We start from the raw sequence: 11,974 nt of genomic DNA on the forward strand, positions 1-11,974 counted from the left end.
AGTACGAGAATCCCGTGTGGGCGGCTTCACATTCCGGCGGACGGTCGATGGACGCAGGGTGAGCGGACGGTCACCCCCGACGCTCCGCGTCAGGTGCGGTACGGGTTGTCCGCGTACGGGTTCCGCACGTACGGCCCTTCGGGGGAGCCGCCCCCGGGGTGCCGGCCCTCGGCGGAGGGCCCCTGTGCGTACGGGTTGCCGGGCACCGGCTGCGGGCCGCCGTACGAGGGGTGCTTGGGCTGCGGCGGGTAGGGGGCCGCGCCCGGTGCGGCGGCGGTCGCCTCCGCCGGCTCCGCCGCGTCGTCCCCGTCGGCGGGCTCCTCTTCGACCGGGACCAGCTCGCGGGCCAGTAGGGTCGCCCCGGCGACCGCGCCGGGCATGGCCAGGACGGTCACGAACGGGATCAGGAAGGCCAGGACCAGCGGCACGCCGAAACCGAGCGTGAGGCCGAGCCGGGCGCGCAGCAGGCGGATCCGCTCGCGCTGCGGCACCTCGCGCCGCTGCAGCGCGACGGCCGTCAGCTCGACCGCGAGGAAGAAGCCGGACACCAGGAACCCCGCGACCGGCACCAGGGTCTGCCCGACCACCGGGATGAACCCGCAGGCGAACAGCAGGATGCCGAAGCCGGCCACCCGCACCAGCACGAAGAGGCTGTCGCGGGCCGAGACCACCAGCTCCCGCCAGAGCGGGACGTCCGGCGGGGTGGGTGCGCCGCCCTCGGACTCGTCCACCTTCTCGCAGAGCGACTCGTAGAACGGCTGGCCGACCAGCAGCGTGACCGCGGTGAAGGTGATCAGCGAGATCAGCAGGCCGCCGCCGAAGACGATCGCGGCGAGCGCGGTGCGCAGCATGCCCTGCCAGGGCGAGCCCCAGTCGTCGGCGAACGGGGTGACCCAGGTGGCGAGGTCCTCCGACCAGCCCCCGAGGAACGCCAGCGCCACCACGTATCCGATCAGGGTGATCAGCGCCGGGATCATGCCGAACGCCCACCAGCGGCCGTGCCGCGCCACCCACTTCTGGCCCTTGACCAGGTACCCCGTCCCCGCCACAAGATCTCGCATAGGGGGAAGGGTAGGGGGTGGCCGTCACCGGGTCATATCGGTGCCGTGGGGGTCCGGTGACGGGCCGCGCGCCAGCACGCGCAAGCACGTGCGCCGGGCCCGGAAACGCCGCACCGGGCCCGGGAGCCTCCGCAACGGCTCCCGGGCCCGGCGTTCGCGGCCGGTGTGCCCCGGATCAGGCAGCCGGTTCCACCGCCGCGGCCTGCCGCCGCCGTCGGCCCACCACGGCCGACGCCGCCAGCACGATCGCTGCGGCGACCAGCGACAGGTACATCTGCTTCCGCCCGTCGGCGTCGGTGAACATGTATGCCACCACGAAGCCGATCATGCCGATCGCGGTCCAGGTGAGGTAGGGGTACAGCCACATCCGGACGGTCAGCCGCTCCGGCATCTCACGCTCGATGATCTTGCGCATCCGCAGCTGGGAGAAGCAGATCACCAGCCAGACGAAGAGCGCAACGGCGCCGGAGGAGTTGAGCAGGAAGGAGAAGACGGTGTCGGGGGAGGTGTAGTTGAAGAAGACGGCGATGAAGCCGAACACCACCGAGCACAGGATCGCGACCCGCGGCACGCCGCGGTCGGTCACCGAGGCGAAGACCTTGGGGGCGTCGCCTCGCTGGCCGAGCGAGAAGGCCATCCGGGAGGCGGTGTACATCCCGGAGTTGAGGCAGGAGAGCACGGCGGTCAGGACGATGACGTCCATCACCTGGCCGGCGCCGGGGATGCCGATGTGCTCCAGCACGGCGACGTACGGGCTGCCCTTGACGGCCGCGGAGTCCCACGGCAGCAGGGTGACCACGAGCAGGATGGAGCCCAGGTAGAAGACGCCGATGCGCCAGATCACGCTGTTGGTCGCCTTGCTGACCGCCTTCTCCGGGTCCTCCGACTCGCCGGCGGCCAGGGTGACGATCTCACTGCCCATGAAGGCGAAGACGACTGTCAGCATGCCGGTGAAGACCGCGCCCATGCCGTGCGGGAGGAAGCCGCCGTGGCCGACCAGGTTCTCGGTGCCCACCGCGTGGGTGCCGGGCAGCAGGCCGAACGCGGCCAGGGTGCCGATCACCAGGAAGGCGGCGATCGCCACCACCTTGATCCCGGCGAACCAGAACTCGAACTCGCCGTAGGAGGCCACCGAGAACAGGTTGGTCGCGGTGAGCACCGCCATCACGATCAGTGCCCAGCCCCACTGCGGTACGCCGGGCACCCAGTTGTTGAGGATCTTCGCGCCGGCGGTGGCCTCGACGGCCAGCACCACGACCCAGAAGAACCAGTACAGCCAGCCGATCGTGAAGCCGGCCCAGCGTCCGAGCGCCCGGTCCGCGTACGCGGAGAAGGAGCCGCTCTGCGGATCGGCCGCCGCCATCTCGCCGAGCATCCGCATCACCAGCACGACCAGCACGCCGGCGAGCGTGTAGGAGAGCAGGATGCCGGGGCCCGTGGAGGCGATGCCCGCACCGGAGCCGACGAACAGGCCGGCGCCGATCACGCCGCCGATCGCGATCATCGACAGGTGGCGGTTCTTGAGCCCGGCCTTCAGGTGGCCGTCGCCGCCGTGGCCGGGCGCTCCGTGCTGGAGCTGCTGCTTGGCGGCGTCGACCGGGGGAGAACCGGCCGATGTGGTGGTTTCCGCACTCATGGAGGGTGTCCTGTTGCCTTTCCGGCGCGGCCTGCCCCTCGGCTCGTTCGCCCGAGGGTGGGGGACGGACCCGCGCAATGCGGTGCAACCTAACTTCTACCTACGAGTATCGGAACAACGTCCCGGAAACCGTTCGCTGAGCGGACACGAAAGCCCAGGTCAGCGCGGGTGAAGAGCTGTCGTGGAAAGCTCAAATCTGACACATCGCCAGGTGTTTCGGGGGCCTCGGGCGATCTCGCGGCCGCCCCGGACCCGGCGGCGGACGGGCCCGGCCGGGCGGACATACTGTCCGCGTGATGATCGTCCTCGTCCTGCTCGGCCTCCTCGTGGTGCTCGCCGTGCTGGCCCTCGCGCACTGGTACCTCTGGCGGCGCCTGGTGCGCGACGTGTCCGTGCCCGGCGGGTGGTGGCGCCGGACCGGCACCGTGCTCGCGGTGGCGCTGCCGCTGCTCTCGCTGGGGGCGCTGCTCGGCGGGCGGAAGTTCCCGCTGTCCGTGGAGCGCTGGTTCGCCTGGCCGGGCTTCCTCTGGCTCGCGGTGCTGCTCTACCTGCTGCTGGCGCTCGCGGTCGGGGAGGCGGTCCGTCCGCTGCTGTTGAGGCTGCCGCGCCGGAAGGCGGCGGCACCCGCAGCAGCGGCGGAGGCCGACGATCGGCCGGTACCGGCGGTGCCGTCGCCCGAGCGCCGGCTGTTCGTCGCCCGGACGGTCGCGATCGGCGCCGCCGGCGCGGCGGCGGCCGTGGTCGGCAACGGAGCCTACGGGGTGCTGCGCGGACCGCGGCTGAAGCAGGTCACCGTGCCGCTGGCCAGGTTGCCCCGCCAGGCGCACGGCTACCGGATCGCCGTGGTCAGCGACATCCACCTCGGGCCGATCCTCGGCCGTGCCCACACCCAGCGCATCGTGGACACCATCAACCGCACCCAGCCCGACCTGATCGCCGTGGTGGGTGACCTGGTGGACGGGACGGTGCCCGAACTCGGCGCGGCCGCGGAGCCGTTGGCGCAGCTGCGAGCCCGTGACGGCGCCTTCTTCGTCACCGGCAACCACGAGTACTTCTCCGGCGCGGCGCCCTGGGTGGACTTCGTCCGCGAGCTGGGCGTCCACCCGCTGCAGAACGCACGGGTCGAGCTGGCCGGCTTCGACCTGGCCGGGGTGAACGACCTCGCCGGGAGGAACGAGGGCGACGGGCCGGACTTCGCCAAGGCGCTCGGCGGCCGCGACCGGGCCCGCACCTCGGTGCTGCTCTCCCACCAGCCGGTCACCGTCCACGACGCCGTCCGGCACGGCGTCGACCTCCAGCTCTCCGGCCACACCCACGGCGGCCAGCTCTGGCCCGGCAACTACCTCGCCGAGCTGGCCAACCCGACCGTGGCCGGGCTGGAGCGCTACGGCGACACCCAGCTCTACGTGACGCGCGGCGCAGGTGCCTGGGGTCCGCCCGTCCGGGTGGGGGCGCCGTCCGACATCACCGTCGTCACGCTGGCCTCGCTGCAGGCCTGAGGGTCGCTGCCGGGCGGGCCGGAGGCCGCGAGGCCGGCCGCTCGCGGGCGTGTCCGGTCCGTGCGTCGGCCTCACCGCTCGCGCAGGCCCGCCTCACCGCTCGCGCACGTCGAGCAGGACGATCCGCCGCCCGTCGGCGGGGTTCCCGGTGAGGCGGGCGGCCAGGATGCGCGGGATGTCGCCCTCCTGCGAGTAGCCGGGCACCACCGCCACCTCGGCCCGGCGGACGGCCCGCTCCCCTGCCAGGGTGTACGCCACCCGGTACACCGTCCGATCCGGCGGCGGGGCGGGCGGCGGTGCTGCCTCGGTCCTCGGCATCACGGCTCCTCCTCGGGTCCGCGCCTTCCCCCGGGTCTTCCCGCCGCCCATTCTCCGCCGGCCGGGCCCGGAACGGATCCTGTGGCCGATCCGGGCAAACGCGGGCAGAGTGGGAGTTCCCGGGGCGGGAGGCTCCGGTCGGCGCGAACCCCGGGACGGCTCCGGAGAGGGGCGACCCCCATGCAGACCACCTGGAAGGGGACGATCAGCTTCGGGCTGGTCAGCATCCCCGTGCACCTGTACTCCGCGACCCAGGAGCACGACGTACCGCTGCACCAGGTGCACGCCAAGGACGGCGGCCGGGTGCGGATGAAGCGGTACTGCGAACGGGAGGAGCGGGAGGTCCCGTACGCCGAGATCGCCAAGGGTTACGAGTCGCCCGACGGCCGCACGGTCACCCTCACCGACGAGGACCTCGCCGACCTGCCGCTGCCCAGCAAGAAGATCATCGACGTGCTGGCCTTCGTCGACGCCGGCGAGATCGATCCGCTGATGTTCTCCAAGGCCTACTACGTCGGGGTGGCCGACAAGGCCGCGGCCAAGCCGTACGCGCTGCTGCGGGACGCGCTCACCGAGTCCGGCCAGATCGCGGTGACCAAGATCGCCCTGCGGACCAGGGAGTCCCCTGCGGTGTTGCGGGTGCACGACGGGACGCTGGTGCTGCAGACCTGCATCTGGCCCGACGAGGTGCGGCCGGCGGCCGGGATCGCGCCCGAGGAGGAGGTCGTCGTCCGGCCGCAGGAGCTGAAGATGGCGCGCTCGCTGATGGAGACGCTCTCCGAGGACTTCGACCTCGCCCAGCTCCACGACGACTACCAGCAGGCGCTCCAGCAGGTCATCGAAGCCCGGCTGCAGGGCGTCGAACTGCCGCACGAGGAGGAGCCGGGCGAGGCGCCCGACAACGTCATCGACCTGATGGAGGCGCTGCGCAGCAGCCTCCGGGAGGCGAAGGGGTCCCGGCGCGGTCATCCGGGCGAACCGGCGGAGGACGCCGGGGCGGCAGCGGACGGGCCGGAGGCGGACACCGGGCCGGAGCCGGCGGCGCCGGCGCCCCGCAAACGGGCTGCCGCTCCCCGCAAGCCGTCCGCCGGCGCGGGTTCCGGCGGCGGCACGCGGACCGCCGCCGCGGCCGGGAAGAGCACGGCGGGCAAGACCGCCGCCGAGAACACCGCGGCCAGGAAGACCGCCGCCGGGAAGACCGCCGCGAAGGGCACCGCGAAGGCCACGGCGAAGGCCACCGCCGGCGCCAAGACCGGCACCAGGAAGTCCGCAGCTCCCCGCAAGGCCTCGTGAGGCCTCGTGAGCTGCTCACCGGCAGTCCCGACGACGTCCGGAGGCGATCACAGATGGACCTGCTCACCTACAAGGAACTCGACACCGGCCCCGGTGCCCCGCAGCACCCGGGCCTGGCGCACCGGGCCTGGCACGGCCTGCTCAGCATCACACCCACGGCCGTGGTCTTCCTGCTCGGGCTCTCGCTCGGGCTCGGCGCGGTCGGCGCCCAGATCACGTCGCTGCCGTGGCTGATCGTCTTCAGCATCGTCTGGGGCATCACCCTGATCGTCCTGATGGGCATGGTCGTGCGCTGGATGACGCACGGCCAGGGCAGGCCGCGGACGGCCACCTGACCCGGCCCGGAGGCCCTCCGCCCCGGCCCGGAGGCCGTTCGCCCCGGCCGGGGGACACGTCCCCCGGCCGGGGCGGAGGGTCCGGAACGCTGCGCGGCGCCGGAACGCGGCGCTAGGCGACCCAGACCGTGGTCACGTTGCAGAACTCCTTGATCCCGTGCCCCGACAGCTCCCGCCCGAAGCCGGAGCGCTTGACCCCGCCGAACGGCAGGGCAGGGTGCGAGGCGGTCATGCCGTTGAAGAAGACCCCGCCGGCCTCGATGTCCCGGACGAAGCGCTCCTGCTCGGCCGGGTCGTCGGTCCACACGTTGGAGCTGAGCCCGAACGGCGTGTCGTTGGCCAGTGCCACCGCCTCGTCCAGGTCGGCCACCCGGTAGACGGTGGCGACCGGGCCGAAGGTCTCCTCCTGGTGGATCCGCATCGCCGGGGTGATGCCGGTCAGCACCGTCGGCTCGTAGAACCAGCCGGCGTCGAGGCCCTCGGGGCGGCGCCCGCCGCACTCCACCCGGGCGCCGTGCTTCTTCGCGTCCTCGACCAGCTCCTCCAGGTCGTCCCGGCCCTGCCGACTGGCCAGCGGGCCGACCTGGGTGGCCTCCTCCAGCGGATCGCCGACCTTCAACGCCCGCATCGCCTCGGCGAACGCGGCCGTGAACGGCTCGTAGACGTCCGCGTGCACGATGAACCGCTTGGCCGCGATGCAGGACTGCCCGTTGTTCTGCGCCCGGGCCGTGACGGCGGTGCGCACGGCGGCGTCCAGGTCGGCGCTGGGCAGGACCACGAAGGGGTCGCTCCCGCCGAGCTCCAGCACCGCCTTCTTCACCTCGTCGGCCGCGGCGGCGGCCACCACGCGACCGGCCGGCTCGCTGCCGGTCAGGGTCACCGCGGCGACCCGGCGGTCGCGGATGACGCCGTCCACCGCGCGCGAACCGATCAGCAGGGTCTGGAAGCAGCCCTCCGGGAACCCGGCCCGCACGAACAGCTCCTCCAGCGCCACCGCTGTCCGCGGCACGTTCGAGGCGTGCTTCAGCAGGCCCACGTTGCCCGCCATCAGGGCCGGTGCCGCGAACCGGATCACCTGCCAGAACGGGAAGTTCCACGGCATGACGGCGAGCACCGCCCCGATCGGGCGGTAGCGGACGTAGGCGCGGGCGGCGCCGGCGTCGGCGACGTCCGCGGGGTCGGGGTGCTCGTCGGCGAGCAGTGCCTCCGCGTTCTCCGCGTACCAGCGCATCGCCTTCGCGCACTTCGCGGCCTCGGCACGGGCGGCCGTCAGCGGCTTGCCCATCTCCTCGGTCATCGTCCGGGCGACGGCCTCCCGGTCCTCGTCGAGCAGGTCGGCGGCGCGGCGCAGCAGCTGGGCGCGGTGGGCGAAGGAGGTCGTCCGGTAGGTGCGGAACGCGGCCTCGGCGCGGGCCAGCCGCTGCTCGATGCCGGCGGCGTCCAGCTCCTCGAAGGTCTCCAGGGTCTCGCCGGTCGCGGGGTTGACGCTTGCGATGGGCACGGTCGGGCCTCCCGGGTGTCCGTTGGGGTCGGGGTTGGGGCTTCGGGGTCCTGCTCGGGTCCTGCTGGGGTGCTTCCGGGGTCCTGCTGCGTCGGGGCTCTGCGTCGGGTCGGGCTTCGCGGGGCCGGGCTTCGGGCCGCGCGGGCGGATCCGCGGAGCGCGGGTCGGGGGTCTGAGACCACCCTGGCCGACGGCCCGGCCGTGGGCACGCCTCCACCGCCCGGCGTGTCCCGTCGGGCGGTGGACGAAACGGGGGACGCGACCTACTCCGGCAGCGACTCCACGCGGGCCGCCGCCTCCCGGGCACGGGCGCCGGCCCTGGTCCGCCCGGCCGTGACCAGCCGGTTCGGGAACCGGTGCAGGTACTCCGCCTCCAGCTGCCCGGTGCGCAGGGTGTGCCGCTTCAGCGCCTCCTCCGACCCGTACAGGAACGTCTCGTGCCGGGTCCGGTGCAGCTGCTCCAGCTCGTGCACCAGTGTGTCGTTGCCGAGGGCGTGAGGCGAGATGCCCTCGGGCCTGATGTGCGGAGCGTCGGTGGGGTGCCGCATGTCCACTACCTCCTCGGCCGGTCCCCCCGCTTACCCGGTGCCCGGCCCCCGCCGCCGGTACACCCGTTCGAGTACGGGGACCTGTCCTCGCCGGCGGCCCTTCCGACCGCCGACCGGTGATCGGATCGTACGACGCGCACCCCGCCCACGTCGCGACCGGAACGCGCCGTCGGGGGAGCCCGGACCGGCGCCCCGCCCTGGTCGGCTACTCGGGGACTGCGGCGTTCGCGGAGCTCACGGGCGTGCGGGCGTAGTGGAGGAGGACCACGCCGTTGGGGAAGGAGCGGGTCTCCAGAAGGGTGAGGTCGGTGGACTCCGGGGTGGCGGGGAAGAGCAGGCGCCCGCGGCCCAGGCGGACCGGGTGGACGTAGAGCCGGTACTCGTCGACCAGTCCGAGGCGGAGGAAGGTCTCGGCGAGGTCCGCACCCCCGAGAGCGAGGTCGCCGCCCTCGCCGGCGGTGAGGGCGGCGACGGCGGCCGGGGTCACCTCGGGGAGGACGGTGGTGTTCCAGTCCGCGTGGGTGAGGGTGCGGGAGAACACCGTCTTCGGCAGTTCGCGCCAGATCCGGGCGAACTCGACCACCGCGGGGCTCGCGTCCGGGGCCCGGTCGGCGGTCGGCCAGAAGTCGGCCATCAGCTCATGGGTGACCCGGCCGCTGATCAGGCCGCCCAGCGGGGCGATCACGCTGTTGAGGTGGAGGTGCAGCTCCTCGTCGACGCGGTGCCAGCCGATGTCGTGGTCCGGGCCCTCGAAGTAGCCGTCGAGGGACACGGACATGAAGAGGACGACCTTGCGCATGGTGGGCCTCGCCGGGGGTCGGGCGTGGCCGCCCCGCGCCGCCGGGGTGCGGGGCGGCGAGCCGGTCAGATCAGCGTGCTCCAGTAGTACCAGAACCGTTCCAGGATCAGCAGCACGACCACCGCGTACCAGAGCGCGGGAACCGCCCAGTGGTAGCGGGCGGCCTCCCGGACGACCGGGCGCAGCCGGCGCCCCACCGGGATCACCCCGGAGCGCAGGTTGTGCAGCGCGGTGTACCAGAACAGCGGGATCACGGCCGCCCAGACCACCATGCAGTACGGGCAGAGCGCGCCGATCCGGTACAGCGCCTGGTACATCAGCCAGGTCACGAAGCCGATCCCGAAGACCGTTCCGGCCTGCAGGCCGAGCCAGAACCAGCGCCGGTAGGAGGCCCCGGCCAGCAGTCCGGCGCCGACCGCGATCACCACGGCGAACCCGACCAGACCGAGCAGCGGGTTGGGGAAGCCGAAGGCCTCGGCCTGGTCGCTGCGCATGATCGAGCCGCAGCTGATGATCGGGTTGATGTTGCAGTTGGGGACGTACGAGGGATCCTTCAGCAGCCGGATCTTGTCCAGCGTGAGGACGACCGAGGCGAAGAGCCCGACCGCGCCGCCGATCACCAGCAGCAGGGCGAACGGCCGGCTCGCGCCGTAGGTCCGGGTGCGGGAGGCCCCGGGGGTGACCGGGGTGACGGGGGTGACGGAGGTCATCCGGTCACCTGCTCGACCATCGCCGTGAACCGCTCCGGCGAGACGGGAACGCCGTTGGTGAACACGTCGAGCTTCTGCCCGTCCAGCTTCACCGTCGGGGTGCCGGTGACGCCGCTCCTGTCGAAGGCCTTGTTCACCTGGTCGGCCCAGGGCAGGTAAGTGCCCTCCTGGACGGCCTTGACGAAGCCGTCCGTCTTCAGCCCGGGGACCTGGCCGGCCAGGTCGAGCAGGTGGTTGACGTCGGCGAAGCCGTCCTCGCGCTCGTCCGGCTGGTTGGCGTAGAGCACGTCGTGGAACTGCTTGAACTTGTCCACGCCCTCGTTGAGGGCCGCGCCCGCGGCGGCCAGTGCGGTGCGCGAGCCCTTGCCGCCGAGGCCCTGGTCGAGGAAGGTCGCCAGGTGGTACTCGACCTTGTAGGTGCCGGCGTCCGCCAGCTGCTGGACGGTCTTGCCGGTGGTCGTCTCCAGCCGCTCGCAGTACGGGCAGCGGAAGTCCTCGTAGACCTCCAGCGTGTGCGGGGCGTCGGCCTTGCCGTAGGTGATGACGGTGCCGTCGGCGCCGCTCGCGTTGGCGGGCACGACCAGCGGTCCGCCGGGGCCGCCGGCGGCGGACCCGCCGCCGACCGCGAAGGCGACGCCCGCGGCGAGGGCCAGGACGGCGGCGCTCGCGGCGCCGACGACGGTCCGGCGGCGGATCCGGGCCGACCGCTCGGTGCGCTCGCGTTCCTCGCGCATCCGCTCGGTGGCGGCGCGGGAGGAGGCGTTCCTGGTGGGGCGGGAGGTGTGGGGCTGCTTGCTCACGGGGTGTCGTCCTGTGCTCTCGATCGGGTGCTCGGGGCGCGGGGCGGGGCAGCGGGGTGCCCGTCGGCGCGGAGCGGGGCGGGCGCGCAGGGGCGCGCGGCGGGACGACCGGCGGAGAGGCCGCGGATGTGGGGAGCGACGGTTCTCAGCAGGCCGGCGCGTGCACCGGCGGGCCGCGCCGGACGGCGGGGCCGAGCAGGACGTCCTCGATCGGGACGCGGATCCGACTGGCGCGCGGGAACGGCACCCGGGCCACCGGACGGGCCGGGACGGCCGAGGCGAGCAGGAGCAGCAGCCGGCGGCCGGCCGCGGCGGGGAGGCGCCGGGCGAAGTCGGCGAGGATGCGCGCCGACCGGGCCAGGCCGGTCAGGGCGGCGTCGGCCCGGCGCAGCCAGAAGGCCGCCGCCAGCGCGATCGCGGTGTGCAGGGCCAGCAGCACGAGCACCCCGGTGGAGCGCGCGAGGCCGTGGCCCGCCAGCAGGCCGCCGAGCGAGCCGCCGCCGCAGAGCAGCGGCTCGAACCCGCGGGCGGAGCCCGGCGGGAGGGTGGGGCAGGTGCTCTGGGCGAGGTCGAACAGCGCGCTCAGCCCGAGTTCCAGCGGCAGGAAGACCGCCGCGATCGCGGGGTAGCCGCGCTCGGAGCCGGCGAGGACGAAGGCCACCGCGAAGACGGCGGCGCCGGCCACGGCCAGCGTGCCGAGCGGTAGCGGACGGCCGGTGACCAGCACCTGGCCGAGCCCGGCGAGCAGCACGACCAGCGCGGCGAAGATCGCCGCGCGGAGCGTCCTGGGGGCCGGATCGGTGGTCACGGCATCCGAGTCTGCCACAGGCCGAATCGTGGACGACCAGCCCGGCGGCCCGCTGTGAAGATCCTCACCACCCGCTCTGACCTGGACTTATGCCCGGCTTACGCGGCCGGGAAGGGCCCGCCCGGGTGCCGTACCGCGGCCGGCCCGGCTGATCGGGCCGGCGTGGTCAGGCCTGGCCTCCGGCCTCCGCGGGCTCCTCCGGAGCCGGCTCGGCGGCGGTCCGCACCCGGGCCTCCACCAGCTCCCGGAAGTGCGCGAGATCCGCCCGCACGGTCCGCTCGACGGCCCCGGCGAGCGCGAAGCCGCGCGGTCCGCCGAGCGCCTCGTGGACCGTCTCCGGGTCGTACTCGACCCGGATCTGCACCCGGGTGTGCTCCCGGTCGAGCGGCAGCAGCGCGAACGCGCCCTGCAGCTGGGGGCCGTCCAGTGTCCGCCAGGCCATCACCCGGCCCCGCCCCCGGTCGGTGATCTCGGCCTCGACGTCCCACCGGACGCCGTCCACCTCCACTGCGAGGTGCGCGAGGTTGCGGCCGTGCGGCTGGGCGCTGCGCACCCCGTCGACGAAGGACGGGTAGTCGTGGACCCGGTGCAACTGCTCCCATGCCACCAGCACGGGGGCGTCGACGTCGATCTGTTCCTCAAGCGTGCTCATGGCGGGGCCGGACC

General features: G+C 73.6%; 13 protein-coding genes. 3 read left to right on the forward strand and 10 right to left on the reverse strand.

From position 1 onward, the window contains the following. Positions 1-89: 89 nt before the first annotated feature. On the reverse strand, positions 90-1,061 hold the full coding sequence (locus tag ACF9IK_RS30880; RefSeq protein WP_395297350.1) for an EI24 domain-containing protein: 972 nt from the start codon (positions 1,059-1,061) through the stop codon (positions 90-92). A 175-nt stretch (positions 1,062-1,236) separates the two neighbouring features. Further along, entirely contained in the window at positions 1,237-2,697 is a 1,461-nt protein-coding gene (locus ACF9IK_RS30885) for an amino acid permease (RefSeq protein WP_395297351.1), read from the reverse strand. 296 nt (positions 2,698-2,993) lie between these two features. Between ACF9IK_RS30885 and ACF9IK_RS30890 the strand changes: the two genes are divergently transcribed. After that, positions 2,994-4,196 carry a metallophosphoesterase gene (locus ACF9IK_RS30890; RefSeq protein ID WP_395297352.1) on the forward strand — a complete coding sequence of 401 codons (1,203 nt, stop codon included), beginning with the start codon at positions 2,994-2,996 and terminating at the stop codon, positions 4,194-4,196. A 93-nt stretch (positions 4,197-4,289) separates the two neighbouring features. On the opposite strand, the gene ACF9IK_RS30895 is transcribed toward ACF9IK_RS30890, so the two are convergent. Continuing rightward, positions 4,290-4,514 (reverse strand): hypothetical protein, encoded by a 225-nt coding sequence (locus ACF9IK_RS30895; protein ID WP_395297353.1) that lies wholly within the window; start codon positions 4,512-4,514, stop codon positions 4,290-4,292. Positions 4,515-4,694: 180 nt separating this feature from the next. Here ACF9IK_RS30895 and ACF9IK_RS30900 point away from each other — a divergent pair, with 180 nt between their 5' ends. Continuing rightward, positions 4,695-5,807: a Ku protein gene (locus tag ACF9IK_RS30900; protein ID WP_395297354.1), complete on the forward strand. Its 1,113-nt coding sequence runs from the start codon at positions 4,695-4,697 to the stop codon at positions 5,805-5,807. 53 nt (positions 5,808-5,860) lie between these two features. Further along, a complete protein-coding gene (locus ACF9IK_RS30905; protein ID WP_395297355.1) occupies positions 5,861-6,142 on the forward strand; it encodes a hypothetical protein in 282 nt (93 codons plus the stop codon). 112 nt (positions 6,143-6,254) lie between these two features. Here the strand turns inward: ACF9IK_RS30905 and ACF9IK_RS30910 are convergent, their stop codons facing one another. The 7 genes from ACF9IK_RS30910 to ACF9IK_RS30940 all read right to left on the reverse strand — a co-directional run bounded on the left by ACF9IK_RS30910 (position 6,255) and on the right by ACF9IK_RS30940 (position 11,960). Continuing rightward, the gene (locus tag ACF9IK_RS30910) at positions 6,255-7,643 is read right to left on the reverse strand and encodes an NADP-dependent succinic semialdehyde dehydrogenase (protein ID WP_395297356.1); all 1,389 of its coding nucleotides are present in this window, start codon (positions 7,641-7,643) and stop codon (positions 6,255-6,257) included. 263 nt (positions 7,644-7,906) lie between these two features. Further along, positions 7,907-8,191 carry a DUF6158 family protein gene (locus ACF9IK_RS30915; RefSeq protein WP_395297357.1) on the reverse strand — a complete coding sequence of 95 codons (285 nt, stop codon included), beginning with the start codon at positions 8,189-8,191 and terminating at the stop codon, positions 7,907-7,909. A 205-nt stretch (positions 8,192-8,396) separates the two neighbouring features. Then, a complete protein-coding gene (locus ACF9IK_RS30920; RefSeq protein WP_395297358.1) occupies positions 8,397-8,990 on the reverse strand; it encodes a dihydrofolate reductase family protein in 594 nt (197 codons plus the stop codon). A 65-nt stretch (positions 8,991-9,055) separates the two neighbouring features. After that, positions 9,056-9,700 (reverse strand): vitamin K epoxide reductase family protein, encoded by a 645-nt coding sequence (locus ACF9IK_RS30925; protein WP_395297359.1) that lies wholly within the window; start codon positions 9,698-9,700, stop codon positions 9,056-9,058. Next, on the reverse strand, positions 9,697-10,500 hold the full coding sequence (locus tag ACF9IK_RS30930) for a DsbA family protein (RefSeq protein WP_395297360.1): 804 nt from the start codon (positions 10,498-10,500) through the stop codon (positions 9,697-9,699). The genes ACF9IK_RS30925 and ACF9IK_RS30930 overlap by 4 nt, the downstream gene beginning before the upstream one ends. A gap of 145 nt (positions 10,501-10,645) precedes the next feature. Then, positions 10,646-11,308, reverse strand: coding sequence for a hypothetical protein (locus ACF9IK_RS30935; protein WP_395297361.1), 663 nt, complete (start codon positions 11,306-11,308; stop codon positions 10,646-10,648). Between the two features lie 166 nt (positions 11,309-11,474). Then, on the reverse strand, positions 11,475-11,960 hold the full coding sequence (locus tag ACF9IK_RS30940; protein ID WP_395297362.1) for an SRPBCC family protein: 486 nt from the start codon (positions 11,958-11,960) through the stop codon (positions 11,475-11,477). Between the last annotated feature and the right edge of the window lie 14 nt (positions 11,961-11,974).

It is taken from the genome of Kitasatospora hibisci, from assembly GCF_043950205.1.
Lineage (GTDB): Bacteria > Actinomycetota > Actinomycetes > Streptomycetales > Streptomycetaceae > Kitasatospora > Kitasatospora hibisci.